18 protein-coding genes are annotated in these 22142 nt (G+C 44.4%); 10 read left to right on the plus strand and 8 right to left on the minus strand.

Features of this window, described 5'->3' with window-relative positions; all coding sequences use genetic code 11:
• Window positions 1-466 precede the first annotated feature (466 nt).
• From AM231_RS16955 to AM231_RS16990, 8 genes are all read left to right on the plus strand, one after another.
• The gene (locus AM231_RS16955; RefSeq protein ID WP_054403749.1) at window positions 467-1309 is read left to right on the plus strand and encodes a Cthe_2314 family HEPN domain-containing protein; all 843 of its coding nucleotides are present in this window, start codon (window positions 467-469) and stop codon (window positions 1307-1309) included.
• Between the two features lie 123 nt (window positions 1310-1432).
• Window positions 1433-2287 carry a hypothetical protein gene (locus AM231_RS16960; RefSeq protein WP_054403750.1) on the plus strand — a complete coding sequence of 285 codons (855 nt, stop codon included), beginning with the start codon at window positions 1433-1435 and terminating at the stop codon, window positions 2285-2287.
• Between the two features lie 14 nt (window positions 2288-2301).
• On the plus strand, window positions 2302-3621 hold the full coding sequence (locus AM231_RS16965; RefSeq protein WP_054403751.1) for a hypothetical protein: 1320 nt from the start codon (window positions 2302-2304) through the stop codon (window positions 3619-3621).
• Window positions 3622-3834: 213 nt separating this feature from the next.
• Window positions 3835-4317 carry a hypothetical protein gene (locus AM231_RS16970; RefSeq protein WP_054403752.1) on the plus strand — a complete coding sequence of 161 codons (483 nt, stop codon included), beginning with the start codon at window positions 3835-3837 and terminating at the stop codon, window positions 4315-4317.
• Window positions 4318-4513: 196 nt separating this feature from the next.
• A complete protein-coding gene (locus AM231_RS16975; RefSeq protein WP_341271626.1) occupies window positions 4514-4930 on the plus strand; it encodes a GNAT family N-acetyltransferase in 417 nt (138 codons plus the stop codon).
• Window positions 4931-5288: 358 nt separating this feature from the next.
• Window positions 5289-5750, plus strand: coding sequence for a DUF5680 domain-containing protein (locus tag AM231_RS16980; protein ID WP_207383628.1), 462 nt, complete (start codon window positions 5289-5291; stop codon window positions 5748-5750).
• Between the two features lie 12 nt (window positions 5751-5762).
• Window positions 5763-6272 (plus strand): hypothetical protein, encoded by a 510-nt coding sequence (locus tag AM231_RS16985; RefSeq protein WP_054403754.1) that lies wholly within the window; start codon window positions 5763-5765, stop codon window positions 6270-6272.
• A 29-nt stretch (window positions 6273-6301) separates the two neighbouring features.
• On the plus strand, window positions 6302-6655 hold the full coding sequence (locus AM231_RS16990; protein WP_054403755.1) for an acylphosphatase: 354 nt from the start codon (window positions 6302-6304) through the stop codon (window positions 6653-6655).
• 86 nt (window positions 6656-6741) lie between these two features.
• On the opposite strand, the gene AM231_RS16995 is transcribed toward AM231_RS16990, so the two are convergent.
• The 5 genes from AM231_RS16995 to AM231_RS17015 form a co-directional block, all read right to left on the minus strand.
• On the minus strand, window positions 6742-7404 hold the full coding sequence (locus tag AM231_RS16995; protein WP_054403756.1) for a hypothetical protein: 663 nt from the start codon (window positions 7402-7404) through the stop codon (window positions 6742-6744).
• 292 nt (window positions 7405-7696) lie between these two features.
• Window positions 7697-8398: an ABC transporter permease gene (locus AM231_RS17000; protein WP_054403757.1), complete on the minus strand. Its 702-nt coding sequence runs from the start codon at window positions 8396-8398 to the stop codon at window positions 7697-7699.
• A gap of 12 nt (window positions 8399-8410) precedes the next feature.
• The gene (locus tag AM231_RS17005; protein WP_106406094.1) at window positions 8411-9364 is read right to left on the minus strand and encodes an osmoprotectant ABC transporter substrate-binding protein; all 954 of its coding nucleotides are present in this window, start codon (window positions 9362-9364) and stop codon (window positions 8411-8413) included.
• Window positions 9361-10026, minus strand: a complete 666-nt coding sequence (locus tag AM231_RS17010; protein ID WP_053490554.1) for an ABC transporter permease — start codon at window positions 10024-10026, stop codon at window positions 9361-9363. The genes AM231_RS17005 and AM231_RS17010 overlap by 4 nt, the downstream gene beginning before the upstream one ends.
• Window position 10027: 1 nt before the next feature.
• A complete protein-coding gene (locus AM231_RS17015) occupies window positions 10028-11191 on the minus strand; it encodes an ABC transporter ATP-binding protein (protein WP_054403758.1) in 1164 nt (387 codons plus the stop codon).
• A 913-nt stretch (window positions 11192-12104) separates the two neighbouring features.
• On the opposite strand from AM231_RS17015, the gene AM231_RS17020 reads away from it, so the two are divergent.
• Window positions 12105-12917: a phosphotransferase gene (locus tag AM231_RS17020; RefSeq protein ID WP_054403759.1), complete on the plus strand. Its 813-nt coding sequence runs from the start codon at window positions 12105-12107 to the stop codon at window positions 12915-12917.
• A gap of 184 nt (window positions 12918-13101) precedes the next feature.
• Here AM231_RS17020 and AM231_RS17025 read toward each other — a convergent pair whose 3' ends face one another.
• Both AM231_RS17025 and ypfJ read right to left on the minus strand, forming a co-directional pair.
• Window positions 13102-18156: an S-layer homology domain-containing protein gene (locus AM231_RS17025; RefSeq protein WP_054403760.1), complete on the minus strand. Its 5055-nt coding sequence runs from the start codon at window positions 18154-18156 to the stop codon at window positions 13102-13104.
• A 463-nt stretch (window positions 18157-18619) separates the two neighbouring features.
• On the minus strand, window positions 18620-19450 hold the full coding sequence (ypfJ, locus tag AM231_RS17030) for a KPN_02809 family neutral zinc metallopeptidase (protein ID WP_054403761.1): 831 nt from the start codon (window positions 19448-19450) through the stop codon (window positions 18620-18622).
• A gap of 260 nt (window positions 19451-19710) precedes the next feature.
• Between ypfJ and AM231_RS29130 the strand changes: the two genes are divergently transcribed.
• Complete coding sequence (locus tag AM231_RS29130; RefSeq protein WP_165593428.1) at window positions 19711-19956, plus strand: hypothetical protein; 246 nt, start codon at window positions 19711-19713, stop codon at window positions 19954-19956.
• A 90-nt stretch (window positions 19957-20046) separates the two neighbouring features.
• Here the strand turns inward: AM231_RS29130 and fhuB are convergent, their stop codons facing one another.
• Window positions 20047-22113: a Fe(3+)-hydroxamate ABC transporter permease FhuB gene (fhuB, locus tag AM231_RS17040; RefSeq protein ID WP_242615220.1), complete on the minus strand. Its 2067-nt coding sequence runs from the start codon at window positions 22111-22113 to the stop codon at window positions 20047-20049.
• Window positions 22114-22142: the final 29 nt, after the last annotated feature.

A 22142-nucleotide genomic window follows, 5' to 3' on the forward strand; every position in this document is an offset into this window, starting at 1 on the left:
TTTCGTTATACAGGCGACTGCATGTAAAGATTGTGGACATATTTTTTCCTTAAAATTAGTTACACCTGAATATGTGAACCCAAACAAATAAGTAATATAGTGAGGTCATTGTAAATATGCCAGGCACTGTTTGCTCAGAAGTTTCATACATACAGATAGAGAACTATATGTGCAAATCATTAATAACAAGATCAAAAAAACCTATATGGTAAAGATCATAGATTTTTAGTAACAATGCTTAGTCTGGTGAATCGGAGAAGTCAGTTACATCGCTTAACACCATAATCATGCGTCGAGCATTCACCCTCGGTCCCAGGAGGGATTTCAAGGAAGATGAATCAGGCGACAACTCTGCACTGACTAAGTCCGTCAGACCCGCGCTGTTGCGCTTAAGCCAGTGAAGGTTCGTGAATACAACAACGTTCTCCGAAAGAATCGAAATTTACTAACTCAGAGGTGATTATGTATGGAGTATATTAGAGATCTAATAACTTCTAAAGAGTTTGATAGAATCGCTAGGGAGTTCCCATTAGATAGCGTACTAGTCACTAATAAATTGATATTGAAAATCGATAAGCGATTTGAAAATACTACCCTAGAAGATCTAAATATGAATACTGAACAATTTACTAAATTCACAGAAATTAAGTATTGGCTTCAACTAATTGAATATGACTTAGCTTGTACGCATGGATGCTTAGTTTATTTGACTTATAAAATTGAAAAAGATTATTTCAAAAATACAACTGAAAAAATGACTGTAATGGATGTACAAGATTTCTCATTCTTTTTTGAAAGTGCATTGAGCAAACTGTTTACACTTGTAGAAAGGGTAGCGCAATTTATAAATTGTTTGTTTAGTCTAAAATTAATTGAAGATAAACTTGGTTCAAATGGAGTATCTATTAAAAATGTAATACGAAAACTACAAGAGAGAGACTTAATCGAAATTAAAGAATGTATTCAAATCATAGATAATGAATCTGAGAAGTTAAGAAAGTTAAGAAATGCAATAACTCATCATTTTCATCCATTAAATTCACCATTCTACATACATAGTAACGTTAACGGTGTGGTGAGAATTGATAGAGCCAAACTGTTTGCAAAAGACATAATCAATAAGGAATTAATCTCTTCTTTCCAGATCTCATTCGATAATATAAATGATATGATCAATATGTTGGTAGGAGTAGCTGTAGGCTACTTTAAGATTGATTGTATATTGATTAAAGATAGAACGGTTGTTGATGCAACTCACTTGAGAATAGGGTTTGAAAGTTTAATAAAAGAAGACGCTTCCTTCGGATAACATTATTTTCACGTTCGGGCCTGGCAGCCCTTGGTCCGCAAGAAAAGATTGCTAGAGTAGCAGAATCAGTGGACACATACGTACCGACTTAAGGCTGCTTGCGCAGCCTTAAGTCGGTGGGAGGTGGCGAATACGGGAACGTTAGGTGAAATCATCGAAAATGAGGTGTATAAATTGCCAGAAAATAATATTAATGATCGGATTACAGATTGGTTAAATTCTCAAGGATATCCGTTGGAGATGAGTGTAGCAGAAGTTTTACAGAAATTAAACTTTAATGTACGCCAGTCTGAATACTATATTGATGAAGAGTCAACTCAACACAGAGAAATTGATATAGTTGCAAGTCTTCAAAAAGAAATAGGAGACAAGCTTATTAGAATAAGTTTGATACTTGAGTGCAAGGTCTCGAAAGATAAACCATGGATAATATTTACCTCAAGTAATACTAGATTAGCTTCGCCTGCTAGAATTGCTCAAAGAGCAGGATCAAAGATTGGTACTATTATCTTGAGAAACTTAGCACATGAGAAAGAAATTCAAGATCTAAAACTTTTCAGTTTGCCTGAACGTCCTGGTTACGGGCTGACACAAGCTTTTACAAGTGGTAACGATGTTGCATATAACTCATGTATATCGGTCTCGAAGGCAACTAGAGCAATAGTCAAACAGGCTGATCAAATAAGGAATGATAGATATGTAAACATTAGCTTTCCGATATTAGTAATTGATGGCAGGTTGTTTGAAACCTATTTAAATGACAGTAATGAAATGAGTGTAAACGAAGTTTCTCAAGGTATTCTACTATGGCGAAATCCTATTATTGGGATGCCTCATACAGTAATAAACGTTATTACTAAAGATGCATTAGAAGATTATTTGACGAGAATTAGAATGGATATTATAAAAATTTTTGATTATATTTCAGAAAACCCATCATTAATCTCAAGAGAACCACAAGTAACTCTAAGAAATTAATCGGAGGTTTAAACATGCAAGAATATTACTCATTAAAATCAGATGAAGCAGACGGAGACCGAGATACAAAATCTATAGTGCTAGAAGAACATGCAAATGAAATAAGAGAACGCTGTTTAAAATCAAATATTGATTACGAATATACTGATGATTACGAAGTCATAGTTAAATTAAACTCCGGTCGAGAAAAATATAGTGTAATAATTGATAATTGGTTATCGGCTGTTGCGTTATTAGAAATACGGTTTGAAGAATATATAGTCATCAATAATTATTTGGCAATTTGTGATTATAAATCGGGATATATCGAAGCTATTATTGAACCGATCCATACTAGTTTAATTGTTATGTATAGAAAGTTGTTTGGTATTAATTCAGTTCGAGAGGTTACTGCAATTTCACCAATTCAACTTACGCAAGAAACAGATAGTGGAAAGATTGAAATAGAATTAGGAGCAGCCTCCCGAGAAATCGCGGTTTTATTAAATAAAAATCTAAGAAGATCAGGGAGCATTTCACTTAAAATTAAAGGATTAAATATATCGACACATGATAAGGCTTTAGAAGTATTACAGAAGGTCTCCGATTCATTATTCTTTCAAATAGATTTGAAGTTTAAATTACCAATTATTTTATCTAAACAATATAATTCAGTTTCTTTTGGGATGGTTCCGAATCAGGCGGATGTTAGCATGTTAGAATTTCCAAATATGCAATATAATATGGAATCCATCTCTCTCTACTGGTATGCAAGAAGTGCAAGACGAATGCCCTTATTACAGTATCTTGCTTACTATCAGGCGATAGAGTTTTATTATCCAATCTATAGTGATGTGAATGCGAAAAAAACATTAAAAAACATGTTAAAAGATCCAATGTTTAATGTTAATAATGATGTGAATTTAACGAAATTAATAAATTCCCTACGATTGAAGCTTGGGAAAGGTTATAGTAATGAAAAAACCCAACTAATGTCTACTTTGAATGAGTGCATTGAATTAATTGAGTTAAGAGAATTTCTTGATTCAAATACTAGAAGAGAGGAGTTCTTTTCATATAAATTGCAAGACGGTAAGAAGCCTCAAGCTAAAAGACTAACAGATATTAAATTATCCTCTTCGATGCCAGATAATGAATTAATTAATGCACTTAGAGATAGAATCTACAATATTAGGTGCAAGATAGTACACAGCAAATCTAACGAGAGCGAGGAGGATATTGAGATTATACTTCCGTTTTCAAAAGAAGCAGACTTACTTGTATATGATATAGAACTAATTAAATTTATTGCTCAAAAAGTAATTATCTCCAGTTCCAACCAGATGTTTTTGTGACTCATAGAGAAGTAACTTTACATAACAAAGTGTCTACACCATCGTCGCGGTCATCCTTTGTTCTGCCGAGGGTTTTCGAGGAAGCGTATCAGCAGATGACCCTGCACTTCCTAACCACATCGCGGCCAGTCGCTTGCTCCTTTAAGGTAGTGAGGGTTCGTAGTTACAAGAATGTTAGATGAACTCCCCCTAAAAATTTATACAGGAGAAGATATGAAAAAATATTTATTGTCTTTAGCATTGATAGCTCTACTAATCGGCTGTAGTAAACCTGAACCAGTGTATAAACCCCCAACCAATGAACAAATAACTGATTATGTATATAGCAATAATCTGGATTTAGAAGATAGCATATGGACTAATGATTCCGCAATCATTTTGCTTAATAATTCATTAATTACACTTTATGCAGACCAGCAAGGAAAGATATATGATCAAAAAATGTCATGGGGAGCAAATTCTTCAGATCCAGTGTTTGTAGGAGACGGTAGCCCTTTCATAGCCATTATCATTAATGAAAACTTGTTAAGCTCTGGTGCTGATCGTATCTTAGTTACTTATACCAATGGTAAATCCCACTCAAGAGGAATTACAGGAAAAAAGGGTTACTTGATTCCTAATACAGAAACTAGTGAAGTAGATAACATAATAATACTTGATAATGATGGTGAAGAACTTTACAGAAAGCGTGAGTAACTAATCTCCAGTACTTATTACCGCAGCCCAACTATTACAAGAAACAAGAAATTTAAAAAAGGAGAATCCGTGTATTCGGAGTCCTCCTCTACATCATCTAACATTGTTTTCACGCTATAGGGCTTACGCCCCTAGTCTTCCGATGTATAATCATGGAAGATACATGATTACTACAACAACTGGAGGACTCAATCATATGATTGAATATCTATATTCCTTAGACGGGATAAGTGAAGAGCAATTGGACTCAGGATTTTTTGATGGATGGCCGAATCCACCGTCAAGGGCGAATTTTTATAGAATACTACAGAATTCAACCTATGTTTGGCTGGCAGTTGATAAGGATAGCAACAAGGTAGTCGGATTTATTAATGCAATTTCAGATAAGGTGTTAACAGCATACATACCATTACTAGAAGTCATACCGGAGTATCAGAAACAAGGGATTGGCTCAGAATTAGTTGACAGAATGTTAGAACAGTTGAAGGATTATTATATGGTGGATTTGTTATGTGATGCGGATCTACAAGGATATTATGAGAATAGAGGAATGAGAGTAACGACTGGCATGATGAAGCGCAACTATAATCAACAATCAGGGAAGGCACTGTAGGGCAAACCTCATAATCGCGTTATTGTATTCACAAAACGACCCAGCCATAGATAGCTCTTATCATAGGCTGGGTTATTTGCTATGTGGATTTTCTCATCAGCATAGAATACGGGAGGATATTGGTGGGCTTTTGTAGAATTCTATAACGTCACCTAACAATCAATGAATTTATACCATATCTCTGTCTAGGTCCTAGCCTGCAGAGTTTTTTTCGAGGAGGCTGGATCAACAGACACCCCTGCTAGGCTAAGTCCGTTGGCCCATTCGATGACGCTCCCTTATGCCTCTTGGGTTCGTAGATACAAAAATGTTCCCCTGCAATCGGCTAATTATTTTAATTTTCTATTTGGAGGATATAATGATGACCCTGAATCATGAATTCTTATCATTTCTTGTTCAAGCTAAGAAAACAACTTATGCATCGGGAAGCGGAGCATTGATAGAACCACGTCGAATGGGCTCCAAAGATTTGCCCTACAAAGATGGCGATTATGCATATATGGACAGTTATTTTGGTGAAATTAATTTTATTGGACAAGAGATTGTTTGGCATCAAGAGAAGGCGCTATGGGGAATGAATTATTATGGCTACACTTATGATCCCATCGAGGGCTTCCCGGATTTTTTATTTGAGTGCTTGAAGCAGGTTACTGCTGAGGTCCCTTATCGTGGACCGAATCATTATAAGAATGATATTTTTGAGTACCATTGTTCTTGGACAGGCGATCTCAATAAATTTCAGGGTGAGGAGTCTATTCGATTTGATGATCGAGTGATTTTCAGTCTATTATTTCATGGGGGGAATATTCAGCATGTGTAAAGGGATGAAAGCATGAAAAAAGTAACGATTGTTAGCAGTACATTAATAGCAGTTCTGGTTATTGTTTTTTCTCTAACCTATTACAATCGTTTATCACCATCAATAACTAGCGCTGATATTCAAATTGAAGGGCGTATTACCCCATTTGATGAAAATAATGTTCTAGTAGAGCTCGATATTGTTAGATTGAAAGATGAATTAGCCAGTCATTATATATATCCGGTTGCATCTGGGTTAGGAAATATTAGTTTTGTTGAGGATCCAGGGTACTATACTCCAGGCTCCATTGGAACTTGGTATGAATCAGAGGAATTATTAAGAAGAGAAACTTCAGATAAGATCGCGATGGATCATATTGGATTTGCGATTCCTACTCAGAAGGGCAACTACAAAACGAAATTTACGATGAATAAACTGGAAAATACTAATGGACAAGCTGAGATTGAGTTGTATTATGTACATGTAGAGAAAAAGTACGGGAAGACACTAAGCTGGATTAAGAAAATCCCACTGTCATCTTAACAATTACAGACCTCTAAAGGAGCCCACGAATGAGCGTTCTTAAAAAACTCAGAAATGACTATGTCACTTGGCATGCGAACCGTATTAAGATTCCAGACTTTAAACCAAGCCAAATAGTCAGACAAAAAGCAGTCTTTGCCGGAAAGGTACAAAAGGTTGGGTTCCGCCTGGAAATATCCTGTATTGCTCAAAGAATGAAATTAACCGGCTGGGTGAGGAATTTAGAAGATGGCAGCGTGGAAGCAGAATTACAAGGGGAAGAGCTGCATATTGATTTTCTGGTCAAATGCATGCAGTCATTGAAACGTGCGAGTGTAAACCAATTGACGATAACAGATCTGCCTACGATAGAGGGTGAAGATAGCTTTACAATTGAGAAGTAACAGGACATGATACATAACTAGAAGCCAAAAGCATTCACCCGCTTTTGGCTTCATTTTATTCTTATCTGATGGAAAGCCGCGACACCCTACCCTTTGGCTCTGGCTATTTCCTCATTGACCATGTCTTCTCCCATTCGCTCTTGTGCAGCTTCATCTTCTTTAAAATTCTCCAGGAAATATTCTCTGGCTGGATGTAATGTGACCTCTTCCCCATTCGTTACGGGATATAATAGTTGATACTCCAAATCGCTGTTACCATTGTTAGTTACTTCTACTTTAAGCGGAAGGCTGAGTTGTTGTTCTTGATTGAATTCAGGCTCCTTTTCCTTAAGGTAGCCATCTATCATATCTTGAGCTATTTTTCTTTCATCATCAGGTTTAATTTTTGCTAAGGCCTCTTTCATCCCTCTAATTAGAGGACTGTCCGCAGGATCCCTTATTAAAGTCATGGTATAACTGATATTTGCATCGATGGATATTTTATCGCCTTCATCCTGTTCATTAAGAAAATGAACCGAGATATTTTCGATTCTGTAATGTTGGCGATCCCAGGTTTCTGAGAATAGCGCTTCAATGTCTTCAGTAATCGTGTTCTTATCTTTCACAGATAACTCGTTGGGTTTCTTCTCTTGATGTTGTTCAGCCTCGGGATTATCCTCTTTTACTTTGGTCGGTCCGCAACCTGTCAACAAAATGACAAGCACCATTGCAGACCATAAGAGGTATGTTTGCTTTTTCGTTTTGGGCATACCTGTAACCTCTTTCCTTTAGTGTGATTGGATGAGATCATTGGGACTATTCAGGCCTATATATAATACAACGCTAACTTTCATAAGATCGTTATGCGATTTCCACCAAGTATTTTGAATATAGACATATATAGTAAAAATTCCTCATGGGTTATAGACTGATAGAAGCGTGGATATCGATCATTTATAAACATCGTCTCTTGTACCAAAAAAAGAGGCATCCCAAAGTCGGTTAGACTTGTGAGATGCCCCTTCAATCCTGAAAACTGTGCTTCTATACGTGTTGTAAGCTTCAGGCGGTTTTCTGTGGTTTCGCAGGAGCTGTAACCGCACCGCCTGACTTGCGCTTGGATAGATCCATCTTACGCTGCAGGATGCCAAGCACGACATCCGCTACGATCGCCAGCACGGCGGCAGGAATGGCGCCTGCAAAAATTCGCAGGGAGTTATTGCTGTTCAGACCAGCATAAATCTCCCGTCCAAGTCCCCCTCCTCCTACGAGAGGAGCGATCGTCACCACGCCGATGGCAATGACGGCTGCAATGCGCAGACCTGACATAATATACGTCAGAGAAAGCGGAAATCGCACGTTAATAAGCAATTGGAAGGGGCTCATACCGATCCCCTTGCCAGACTCCAGATAGCTGGCGTCCACCTGCTGCAATCCAACATACGTATTACGAGTGATTGGATTCAGTGAATACAGGAACAGTCCAACCATGACCGTCGTCGTGCCGAGGCCCAGCCATAGCATGAGGATAACCAGCATGGCAAGGCTCGGTACGACTTGAAGAATATTGGTTATAAACAGAATGATCTTGGCCGCCCATTTGTTCTTAGAACAGAGAATGCCGAGCGGCACTCCGATAATGACGGCCAGCCCGAGACCGATTACAACCATCGTAATATGCTGGGTGAAGAACTCCCAGAGCATATCTTTATTTCGTGATATATACGACAAAAAATCTGAAAATGTTAAATGTTCACTTTCCATGCTAACCCTCCTTTAGCTTTTCAAGAGGCCCTGCTCTTTCAAGTACGCGATCGCAACCTCCCGCTCGCTTTTCTTCTCGATATCCACCTGATAATTGAGCGATATCATCGTGTCTGCATCCAGCTTACCGATGATAGGCGTTATCGCATCCTGAATTTCAGGATGCTCCTTCAAGAGGTCCGAACGCAGTACCGGACTTGCATCATAAGGAGGGAAGAATTGCTTGTCATCCTGAAGCGTCTGTAGTTCGTAGGCTTTCAGCCGGGAATCCGTTGAATAGGCCAGCACGATATCGACTTGCTCGTTGGCTACCGCGCTGTATACCAGGCTGATTTCCATAGGGAATATTTGACCGAATTTAATATCATAAGCTTTGGAAAATGCCGGATATCCATCCGTGCTTCTCTCCAGCCACGTCGTATCTACGCCAAGCTTCATATTGGCCATGTCTTTTTTGACATCGGAAATTTTGGTATATCCATTGGTTTCGGCAAGATCTTGTCTTACCGTGAACGCATAGGTGTTCTCAAAACCCAGGGGATTCATCCAGGTGAAACCGAAGTATTCCTGAAATCCTTCCTGCGCTTCCTTGAGCACCTCTGCGCGGTCTTTCGTACCGCTAATCGGAAAATGGTTGTTAAATATTTCACCCGTATAGAGTGTCGATATCTGAACGTCATTTTTCTTCATCGCATTGATGACCAATGAGCTCGATGCCAGATCCGGGATAATATCCACTTTCAGATCGGTTTGGTCTTCGATCAAAGCTTTATAAATTTCGGCAATAATCTTGGTTTCGGTATAGGTTTGGGTCCCGATCGTAATATCACTTTTGATTCCGCATGCGGAAGTGAATGCAATAATCATCATCAGGCCGACCAACGTAGTTATCCACTTGAGTTTCTTCAGTTCCATCACGCCTCCCTTGTTCCGCCGGTTCGCTGTTTTTTCGCTGATATGGCTCATATCGCAGCGTCCCGGGTCTGATTCTGATGGTAATGTTTGCTGAGCCAGCCTTCGAGAAGACCAAGCAGGCCGTCAGCCACCAGCGCCAAGAGAATCGCCCCAATACCCCCGATGAATATCATCTCAGGCTTGTTGACGCCAAGGCCCGATACAATAAGCTGACCTAAACCGCCAGCACCAATCAGGGAAGCCAGTGTGGCCCAGCTGATGATGTACACCGTCGTAATGCGGATACCGGACATGATGTAAGGAAGCGATAAGGGAAGCTGAATTCTCAAAATCGTTTGGGCAATGCTGTATCCCATCCCTCTGGCGGAATTGAGCGCGCCCTTATCCACGGAGTGAAACCCGTCATACGTGTTCCGCAGGATTGGCATCAAGGAATACAGAAACAGCGCCAATATGGCCGGCTTCATGCCGATGCCAAGCAGCGGAATAAGAATCGCCAGAAGCGCCAGGCTGGGAACCGTCTGAAACAGGTTCGCAATGAAAAAGACAATACGATTGATCCAGCCCACCCGGTTATATACAAGCAAAATGCCGATCGGTACGGCAATGATCGTTCCGAGCAGCACGGCAGAGAACGATAGGACGAGATGCTCCTGCAAAGCCTTCAGAATATCCGGATAACGATCCGTGATAAAACTCCAGAATGCATTCATATTACTCACCCTCTCCGCTTAGCTCCGGAGGAGCTATCGTTGGGTAGACTTCAGCTAGATGTTTAACGACACTACCTCTCGTAATGAGCCCGAGGAACCGATTATTGCTGTCGATGACAGGAAGATTGCTGAGCTGGTGGCTGTCCATAATCTCGATGGCCTGCGGAAGCGTACTTCCCGACGCTACGGAAAAACGGACCGGATGCATGACGTCCGCCACGGTTTTGCCTTCTTCGCCATACTGGTCCAGTACGCGGTAGATGGAGACCGCACCCTGCAGCTGCTTGTTGCGATCCACGATCAGCAGCGAATCGACCCGCTTCATTTCCATCATTTTGATGGCTTCTGCCAGTCCCCGGCTCGGGAAAGCCGTTACCGGATTCGTAATCATCACCTCATCAACAAGCGGAATTTCATAGGTGCTTTCGTTTTCGTTTTGCAGGCGCTTCGAACCGATAAAGTCACGCACAAAATCGTTGGCAGGATGCCGCAAAATGCTGTCCGGTTTACCCGTCTGAACCACTTCACCATCTTTCATCAGAACGATGGTATCGGCAATTTTAATAGCCTCATCCATATCATGCGTAACAAAGATAATCGTTTTATTGAGCTCCTGCTGAAGCCGAATCAGCTCATCCTGAAGCTGCTCACGGCTGATCGGATCCAGTGCCGAGAACGGCTCATCCATCAGGATGATGTCAGGTTCTGCGGCAAGCGCACGCACGACACCCACACGCTGCTGTTGTCCGCCACTAAGCTCGGATGGATAGCGAGTGCCATAAATGGTATGATCCAGTCCCACCATATCCAGCAGTTCATTCACTTTCTGTTCTGTTCTCTCTTTATCCCATTTCTTCAGGCGCGGAACCACAGCCGCGTTCTTGGAGATATTCATATGCGGAAATAAACCAACGCTTTGAATGACATAACCGATATTGCGCCGAAGTTCGACCGGATTCATTTTGGAAATATCCTTACCATCAATCAGCACTTTACCCGATGATGGCGTATTGAGCGCATTGATCAGCTTCATGGTTGTCGATTTGCCGCAGCCACTCGGTCCGATCAGGACGCTAATCTCCCCTTTTTTGAATTCGAGATTAATGTCTTTCAACGCGTGAAAGCCATTATCATAAACCTTGTTCACATGCTCCAGTACTATCATTCAATCGCCCCTTTGCAAGCAGTATCCATATTATGCGGAGCATTTGGCAATTCATCCATCCATGACAAAAAAACGGTTGCGGGGAACGTTAATGCCGGATTTAAGGAAGGCAGCAGCCATGTTATGTAGAAACGGAAATGAAGCTAACAAGTTAGCTTTTAAAGAAAGCAAAAATCGATAAAATTAAAGCGTATCATCTAGGGGTGGAAACAAATCATAGAGGAAACCCTGAGGTATAAACCATTTAAGTCAAAAAACTTCGTTACAACATTGACTTACTGACCAAAAACTCCACCTTATTTGCTTTTGTAGCCTGCCAAGCTCTGCAATCCCCTGTTACATCCATCCGACAAAACATTTTCAAGCCTGTGTGCCCCAGTTCGTATATGGGAATGGCTGCGTTCTCATTTCTTTAACATGAATCCCTTATATACTTATAGGCAGTCAGACAGCAATAAAATCGCGCCCCTGCTCCTCTCAGCCCAAATGGATCTATGCCAAATGCGTAAGCAGGAAACGAGTCCCTTATGAATAGGTCCGTATAACTGCAATAATATGTTTAGTACAATTACCCAATTTGCATAGAAGTGAAACATGTATTACGAACGAATTAGATATTGATGCGTCGGAACCAGAATTACCCAGTGGGCAAGCATGCTCTTTAACGATAATCCAGGGATTTATTCGGAAGAACAAAGACAGCAGATAACAATATATTGATGCATCTTGTCTACCGGCATTTACGCTCTCGGATGTATAATGGTTAAGGGGATTTGTTCCTTAATTCAACATTCGAAGTTAAGAGCATCCAAGTGCAGCAATTGATGGTGATGAGAACATATATAATGGGATTGACCACGAATTGCAGATAGCTCTGTCGCAGAAGCCTGTTGATGGAGGAGAGGGGATTAGTATGAGAATAGGTGAATTAGTTGGGGTTGGTAATACAGCTAATGTCTATCGCTGGGGAAATCATGAGGTTATCAAGGTATTCCATGATCATTTCAATTCAACGTATGAAGCACATAAGGAAGCAAAAAATGCAGAGATGATCAGCAGCTTGAATTTACGCGCTCCCCAATATTCAGGGTTATTGGAGTATGAAGGGAAGTCCTGCCTTATCTATGAACGAATTGATGGGCTGACCATGCTCTGGCAGATCGAACCCACCAAAGATAATATTTCTTATCATGCCAAGTTAATGGCACAGCTTCACGCTGAAATCCATCAGGCCAAGGTCGATATGGAGCCGAATCTCAAAACAGAGATTGGGTCATTAATCGACTCGTCAGCAGTCATCAATGAACATGAGAAACAGATGACTCAGCATATTCTTCACGTTTTGCCTGAAGGCCATGCTGTCTGCCACTATGATTTTCACCCGGATAACATCATCATGTCGCCCCAAGGCCCGATTGTGATTGACTGGCTGAATGTATGGATTGGACATCAAGCAGCTGACGTTGCCAGAACCTCTATGATGATGCAGTCTCATTCACTTCCACCGAATGCTCCACAATGGTTGATCAACAGGCCATTTCGCGAGTTATTTCATCATGAATATTTGAAAGAATACGGTCTGCTAACAGGAATGGACGAAGACATGGTCAATGAATGGATGGCCCCTACTTTAGCCGCCCGCATTGTAGAGATGAAGAATGATAGGGAAAGTGAAAATGCTAAGAAGCTCCAGATGATACTTCAGCATAGCAGTGAAGTTCGTTAATACAATTATCGGCCTTGTGGTAAGGTAAGCAAATGACCCGAAGGGGAGATAGACTTGGGAGCTTCTTAAGTGAAATAATAAATAGCGAATCATATTAAAATATTAAAAAGAGCCTGAGTTCTCCTTTAAGAGAAGAACCCGGGCTCTTTCTGTCGTGCCGTTACATCATTCTATATTGCTCATTTTACTTCACATCATCGCTGATGTTCTTGACCCACTCTTCGATTCCGTCAGCGTTTCTTTCGGATTCATGGGATATGGTCGCTTCCTGCACGTCACCAAATGCCCAATGGATCTTCGGCATATCCGGGAATTGCTGCTCCACACCTTGCAGTGGACCGCGATACAGCATCCGGTTGATCAAGGTTACGGCTTCGGACCGGATAATCTGGCTCTTCGGTTTGAAGGATCCATCCGGGTAGCCGGACAGGAACTGGTTACGATATAACCCTTCAATCGCATCGGCAGCCCAGTATCCCTCAATATCATTAAAATGCAGTTCTCCTGACTTACTGATATCAAGCTTCAGGAACCTGGTCATGACCGAAGCGAGCTCGCCCCGCGTTACCTTCGCATCCGGACGGAAGGTACCATCAGCAAAACCATTGAAATAACCATGCTTGGTTGCAATCTTGATATAATTCACAGCCCAGTAGTCCGCTGGCACATCCTTATAGCTCAGTGGAGCGGACAATTCGTTATTCTCAGTCAGACGTGCCACAATTGCTGCCAATTCGGCACGAGTCAGTGACCGATTCGGTTTGAATTCGCCATCCGGGTAACCCAAGATATACCGCTGGTGATTCAAATGTTCGAATCCAGTAGAGAATACTTTAATTTTCAACATGGATGTTGCTTGTACCTTAGTACTGGATCCCGCTGTGAAAATTCCTTTTACATCATAGATGACTTCTTTGACATCCAAGTTTGGCCACTTCAATACAATTTCATATTTTCCGAACTGTTTTCCTGTCAGACTTCCAACCGTCCAAGTAATCGTGCTGCCTTCTACCAAACCACCAGCCGCATCTATCACTTCCACTCCTTCAGGAAGTTGGATTGTGATTTTGCCACCTTCTATAGCAGTAGAAGATTCATTCTTATAATTGACTGTGATCTTGGATTGTCCGCCTTCTTGAACAAGGTTCTTATCCACGGACAGATTTAAAGATACAGCCGGTTGATCTTTAGGAGTCTCCTCCGGTTTAACTGGCGAAGCAGGTTCTCCCTGACCCTGGCCAGTTGGCCGGTGCAACTGAACATCATGCTTCACAATATCCCAATTGACTTCAAGTGTTGGGCTTGTGTAAGAAGTGTATCCATTCTTCGTTACGGACAGATAGTAATCCGTCTCAGGGTATACCATATAGGCATAAAAACCGTTCATATCACTCTTCTGACCAGGGCTTGCGTTGCCGTTAGGAGCAAAGTCCGCGATCGGCGGCAGGTACACCTTGGTATTCGGTGTGATACCGTTCGCTTTGTTTCTTGCTGTATTGGCATAGTACAATGTCACATCGGCGCCCTCAATAGCGGCTTTCGTTTTCCCATCGGTAATGGTTCCGTATGGGTCAACTAATTCCTGCACAATATTCAGCTCGCCATCCTCCGTAACCCGAACCTCTGGATAGCTGATCTTTTTCGGATCCTGCGGATCCCGTTTCCCGTTGATCAGGATTTCTTTATATGTGCCGGTAGGTCCGTTCTCGTCGTAGACTTCCATCTCGTACCAGATTTCAAGACTATACTTCTGATTAGCCACTAAGCCATCGGCGCTAAATACGCCTTCTGCCCCCAGCTCAAACGGCTTCTTCACGCCATTCCCATCTTTGATATAATTGCCGTTCTCGTCTTTCAGATAAACTTTCATATGCTCCGACATTTTGCTGCCGAGCAAACTCGACTTGCCGTCAGGATTCTTGAATAAGACGATACCTGTTACGGTTTTATCGGAATCAAATACCTCGCTGTTCCCGTTGAGCTTATCAACACGGGCTTTTTGCGTGAATGTTACTGGAGTTCTAACACCGCCGATGACAACGTCTTGCGTAAACTCAATATGATAGGTTGCATCGCCTTTTGGAACCGGAAGTGAATATGCACCGTTAGCATCCGTAGTCACGGTCTCGATGAAATCAACACCCGGTTCGATTTTGCCATCCCCATTCAGGTCCAGCGTCACCTGTATTTTGGTATTGGCTACCGGTGTACGGGACACGCCTTCTGTAATGACCCCTTGAATCGTAGCAGGCTGGAATGTGATGAGAATATGATCTTCTCCATACAAACCCTGTTCCGGTTCATCTACCGTCACGGTAACAGCGATGGATTGGTTCTCCACTCCGCTGATCTGAGGTGATTTGAATGTTACAACAGCTTTTCCGTCCTCATCCGTTACTGCGATATTCGAACCAATAAATTCGCCTTGTCCAGCCGGTGCATCGAAGACCACTTGAACGCCCTTAACTGGTTTTCCGTCTCCATCCTTCAATACGGCTGTTAACTCTGTCGTCGACTTGCCGTCTCCAGGAATAGCCGCTGGATTCGCTGTGACCGTAAGCTCCGTGCCTACAACCTTGAATTGATTGTCCTGAAGCTTCGTTTCTGGTGGCAATTCCTGTCCTGACCCGCTATATGCCTCAAAAGTTACGGTATACGTACCAGCAGCCGTGTCCATAGGCAGTACGCAATTACCCGGATTGACTCCCTTCGGCAAGGCGCAGCTGCTGTTGCTCCATGTTTTATAACCAGCGGTTTCCGCTTCTTGCGGGTTTACCTCCGTAAGTGGAACGACAACCCCGTTTACAATCGCATTCACCTGCTGAGCCTTAAGCGAGCTGACCGCAGACAGCTTCAAAGGCTTCCCGGGAATGGCTGTAACAATTTCATTGTCTCCTTGATTCTGTTCACCGACCCAGCCATCCAGCGTGCGGTTCATCTGGATCGTAACAACTGCAGGTTCACTGACCTGGCTGTACACATCATCGGTTACGGTAAATGAGAAGGTATCCTTGCCGCCGATGAAATCAGAGTTCGGAATATAGTTCCGCACATGATCGCCGGAAGATGTCGGTTCCAATAAGCCCTTGGCAGGCTGCCCTACAATGTTGTAGCCCAGAACCGAACTCTCGGCATCTTGTCCTGTTAATGTGATCGGGATTGAAGGGGTACCCTCTTCTACCTCAATCAACTGGGCATTAGCTACGGGTCTTCCATCATAGGTGATGATGATCTTGCCTGTGTTCTCCGAATTCTGCTTCCCGTCTCCTCCCTGCCATTCAATCGTAACTGGTGGAGATAGCGGCAGATCCGGTACAGGAATAAAGATTACATTGGCCAAATCTGCTACATCAATCTTGCCTGTAATATCTCTATAAGTTGTATCTGACACTGTATTATATTGAAGCTTCCCTTGACTAGCATCCACGCTTATAATCTCAATGCTCTTCAGTGCGTCGCCATCTGCATCGGTAATTTTAAAGTCGCTTGCAGGGATGGTCACGGTTTGCCCTTCAAGCCCCGGCTTTGCAAAATCTAAGGAAACAGGCGGATTATTGATTTGGATTTTCACCGTTGCTGGATCCTTTGCATACTGCACACCGTCTGAAGCATTCCATGTAAAAGATACGGTACCCGTCTGATCTTTGTCAGCTGGTATGTACACTAGTGAGCCCAAATCGGCCCAAGGGATCTCCATACCTTGTGTTACATCAACAGAACCTAGAGTTAATTTTCCCTTATCCGGTGATGGCAGCGAGAGAATGGTTATATGCTTCGGATCTGCTTGCGCGTCCCCATCCTGGATCGCTTTCTTGATCTCAGTGCCAAGAGGGATCGTATCCTCTCCCTTATTAGCCGGAATAACGACATGCTCAAGGATCGGCGCAAGATTAGGCGTGATGGTTACATCCGCATCAAACTGAGCGTATTTCTGTTTGCTCTGATCATAGCCGTTCCACTTGAAAGTAACCGGCTGCTTGAAGCTGCCGTCTTGGGCAGGGACAAACTTGAGGTTGTCCAATTCCGCAGTCGGAATCTCATCTCCCGCAGCTACATCATCATCTCCAAGCACGAGACGACCTGCTGCCGGATCTGGTAGAGACACGATCTTTACTTTTTCTAGTGTATTATCCTGCTGACCATTGATTTTGGAGAACTTCTCCTTAAAATCTTGCTGGCTAAAGTCGGTTGTTTCATATTGAGGACTATCGTTCTTCTCGATATTAGCCACCTTAGGGTCAAAGGTAGAAATAGAATAGATGTGCTGAGCTTCTTGTGGGTCCGTAGGATCTTTTTTGCCACTATTAGCCCCTGTATCCTCAAACAATATGATATTCGCAATATATTCTTTATTCGGACTATAGTTTGGAACCTTATATTTCAGTTCTGTTCCCTGTTTCTCCGTATTTGCAGTTAAACCAGCCTGGTTATAGAAATCCTTAGAGGTCGTCAGGTTACGCTCGGTACCATCGGGATCGCGTTCAACAATATTCACTTCCATAGAGAAGTTGCCCTGTTGTTTAGGCGTAAACCAGGTCTTAATCTCAGCATTTCCATTCGGATCTATCGTAAAAGAGCCGTTTGTGATTTCCCCCTTGTTACGGGAGCCTCCATCAATCACGAGCTGCGCCCAATCAATCTCAACAATCCAATTACTGACTGTGACATCATTGGCAGTCACATAATGATGAGTAGAGACGCCGACATAGTGATCGCCCGACTTAATCTTCAACAGATCTTCTATCTTCAACACGGTGGTATTCCAAGTGTCGTTTTGACCAGATAGTGCACCGATATAATTAGCTTGCTTGAACTCATCCAAATATGGATGTCCTTTAGAAGCCACCTTGTTACCAGCCCACTTCGTCTGACCAGGCTCATTCTCCCTGTTGGCTAATACGATATCCTCGGCTTTATCCGAAAAATAAACCCGATCCCATTCCCCGGTGCCAGATGGTGACTTCGCATCATATTCATCCACATCATACGCGCGGACTAATAGATAGGCGCTCTCTTGAGGTGCATGCCTTATATCTCTCATCTTGAATTCAATCGGATATAAAGCATCATTTGAAGCACCTTTATTACCAACTTTGATATTTGCCCCGAAATCATTGGCTTCATTATTTGGATTCCAATTATCCTTGTTCTCAAAATAAGTAGCCCCATTTACCGGGCCTCCCGCAGCTGCGGCGATTGCAGCCGGCGAGAACGTGCTGATCGTAATCAACAATGCCATGAATGTTGAGAACCATCGTTTACTCCATCGTAATCGTGATCTTTCTTTCAATAAAATCGACTCCCTCTGCTTCTGAATGACTTTTTTCAAAACCAAAAATATCAAATGACACTTATTACAAACAATATGTTCTTCCCTTGATTTCTAATGGGAGGAAAGTTCATGGGCAACAACCACTGTAACAGATCGATCTCTACAAAAACTCTACAAATACCGAGTCTCCTTGTCGAAACTATAGCCAACCTTCTTCTGGGCAGCCCGTAGCCTCCGTAGAGGGCTTTTTCATGAAACAGGTCTCATCATTCTACCTGCTGACATACGTAAAAAAAGGCTAATTCATGTCACCTCTTGGGTAACTATGAATCAGCCATTTCACTTCACAACCTATTTAGCAGGCAAGAGAAACCTGATATACCAAGCAACTTATGCCCTGAGGGAGCCGGATTCATTCTAGAACAATATATTATAACTGCTCGGCTTTAAAGGTGTCTCCTCCTTCGATCGTGCCGCTCTGAAATCCTTTATAGAACCAGCGCTTCCGCTGTTCGGATGTCCCGTGGGTAAAGCTCTCCGGCACGGCATACCCCTGCGCCTTCTTCTGCAGCGTATCGTCACCGACCGCCGACGCCGCAGTCAGCGCCTCTTCCAGATCTCCCTGCTCAAGAACGCCCAAGTCATCCCGGGCATGATGGGCCCACACGCCGGCAAGATAATCCGCCTGAAGCTCAAGCCGCACCGATTGAGCATTCGATCGCTGATTCCCCGCCATTTGCCGCTCCGTCGTTCCAAGCAAGGTCTGGACATGATGCCCCACCTCATGCGCAATGACATAAGCCATCGCAAAATCGCCCGGAGCCTGGAATTTCTGCCTCAGCTCGTCGTAAAAGCTCAGATCGATATAAAGCTTCTGGTCGCCCGGACAATAAAAGGGGCCCACGGATTTCCCAGCCGTCCCGCATGCCGATTGAACGCTGTTCGTATACAAGACAAGAGTGGGCTCTTCGTAAGTCAGTCCCTTTTCCTTGAACAAGGATGTCCATACCTCCTCCGTATCCGCCAATACCACGGACACGAATTGTGCCAGTTCCTTCTCTTCTTGCGTTTCCTGATAAGGCGCGCTGGATTCCGTACTCACGGACGTCAAAGAGTTCAGCAAATCCCCGGCATTCCCGCCTCCAAGCAGCGTCACTACAAGCAAAATGATAATGCCTCCGATCCCGCCGCCAATCATTGCGCCGCCTTTTCCCCGGCGATCCTCCACATTCGTGCTGCCGCGTCTTCCCTTCCATTGCATGGCGATTCCTCCTTCAACGGAAACGATTTGAGTTTATGGAATTCATTCATTGCTTTTTTCTTAAATATATACCCATAATCTCGCTTCGTCTGACAAGCCATGTTTTTCCGCCACAACTATCCAAACGCCAGCAGAGAGATTCGAAAGCTCCAGGAAAAAGCGCTCTGCGAAAAGTACGTTTCCGCAGAAGACCGCCGCGTTGGACCGGGCCCGGTTGATGGCGAAACCAATAGATGAAAGGATAGGGAGAAATATTGATAATGACGACAATCCCCAATAACAGCAAAACCGGAGTAAGCACGATCCATCTCAACAGTTTCATTCTCAGCCTCCTTGCTTGCTTAATCGTAGTGTCCATATTCTATTCTTTAAGCGAAAAGACGTCTGCTGTTTATCCGACCAAATCGTTGTCGTTTTACGACTTTATGGAAACGGCCGGCCAAAAGAAAGAGACGACCCCTTCGTTCCAGGTGAACGAAGGGATCATTTCGTATTTCATGAAATAGGCCCCTTCATTCTGTCTAATGACATACGTAAAAAGGCTAGTTCATGTCACCACTTGGGTGCCTATGAATCAGCCTTTTCACTACACATTTCTATTTTCTCTTCAGCTTATTGGTTTTTCCCATCAGATATAACAGATACGGCGCACCCAGCAGTGCTGTAACGATACCGGAAGGCAGTTCCTTCGGAATAATGACCACTCTTCCGATCCAGTCTGCTCCAGCCAGCAGTATGCCGCCGAGCAGTGCAGCGACGACCATGGATTGTCGATGGCGGGCACCGACCAGCATCCTGGCAGCATGCGGCGCCAGCAGTCCGATAAAGCCGACCGAGCCGACATTCGCCGCAGCAATGGAAGCCAGCAGCACCGCAATGATAGCCACATATACTCTTGTGTTCCGTACATGGAGTCCAAGACCCGTGGAGCTTTCCTCGCTGAAGGTCAGCAGGTCCACCTTCCGTCCGAGCCATGCGGCCAGGGGCAGCAGGATGAGAATCGCCGGAACAATGCGCTGTACCTCCGTCCAGCCCCGGTTATACGTGCTTCCCGCCATCCAGGATAAGGCGGGGGCGACGTCGACCTTCGCATGAACGATCATCAGATTGATAATAGCAGATCCCAGCGCGGCAACGGCAATACCGACCAGCGTGAGGATCGTCGGATGAAGCCCTCTCTTCCAGGAGACCGCGTACACCAGAGCAGCCGCAGCCATTCCCCCAAGCACTGCACCGACCGGTACCCAGCCCGCAGACAATGAAGGAAAGCCCACCATCAGGAGCAGCGCTCCTGCACCGGATCCGCTGGTTACCCCGATCACCTGCGGATCGCCCAGCGGATTACGGACGGCATTTTGCAGGAGGCTGCCGCTGACGGCAAGCGCCATACCGGACAGCCCAGCCGTTAGCAGCCTCGGCAGCCTGAAGTCCAGCAGGATTTGGCGATACATCGCATCACCGCCGCCTGTAAGTACAGCCCACACCTCTGCCAAGGGGATGCGCAGGGTGCCGCTCATCAGGCTGAGCACCCATACAACCACGAGCAGTACGCTCAGCAGCGCAACCAGAACCGGATACGGAATCCGGCGCAGGCTTGTGCCCGCCATCATCGATCCCCCTGAGCCGCTGCGTCCACCGATCAGCGTACGGGATACCCGCAGCGCCAGCCAGATGAGACACGGAGCCCCGATCATGGCGGTAATGGCACCGACCGGAAGCTCGCCGTATGCATTGATGAACATTCTAGCTACCGTATCAGCCCCGACCAGAAGCGCCGAACCCCATACGGCCGCCAGCGGAATTAATCCTGCATGCCGGACCACGCCCGACAAGCGCACCAGATGGGGAGCCACCAGCCCGATAAAGCCAATCGGACCCACCACGCTTACCGTCACGCAGGCTAGCACAATAGCTGCCCCCATCGCAAGCAAGCGGGTGATTCCGACTTTTTGGCCAAGCGAACGCGCCGACTCTTCATTCAGCGTGAGAATATCCCACTGGCGCACCGCCGTATACAGCACGATTAACCCGCCGATGATCCAGGGCCATGAAAAAGCTACGCCATCCCAGTCATTCTGAATCAGCGAGCCCGAGCCCCATAGAAAAATCCCCTGTGTCGTTTGCTGGTTCAACAGCAGCAGCGCACTCGTAACGGAGGAGAGAACCAAGGTTACGATCATGCCGGACAAGGCAATCCGCAGGGGCGAGCCCTGTGTCCTGCCTGCCAATGCATAGACTGCTACGGCCGCTAGTGTTCCCCCAGCAACTGCCAGTGGAAGAGCATATTGATGCAGCAGTCCCGGCCAAAAGATCATCCCGGCCACGACAGCCAAATAAGCGCCTGCATTCACACCAAGCGTTGTCTCCGACGCCAGCGGATTGCGTGTGACGGTCTGCATGAGCACACCCGATACCGCCAGGGCAGCACCCGCTAGCAGTCCCATCACCGTACGCGGAAGCCGCACGCTGCGAATAAGGTGATGATCCGCGATATCCTGTGGAGACACCAAAGCTTGCACAACCGTTTTGACCGATATATCCGCAAGGCCTTGCGTTAAACTGATGAACGTGAGGAATAGTAGTGCCGCAAGACCCGCAGCCAGCATCCATAACGGCTTCCAGCCCGCGCCTGTAGAACGGGGCAGGGCTGGATGGATGCTCATTGGCTTAGCGCCTTGAGCTAGTTTCTTGC

The sequence above is a fragment of the Paenibacillus solani genome (assembly GCF_001277345.1).
In the GTDB taxonomy this organism is placed as follows: domain Bacteria; phylum Bacillota; class Bacilli; order Paenibacillales; family Paenibacillaceae; genus Paenibacillus_AQ; species Paenibacillus_AQ solani.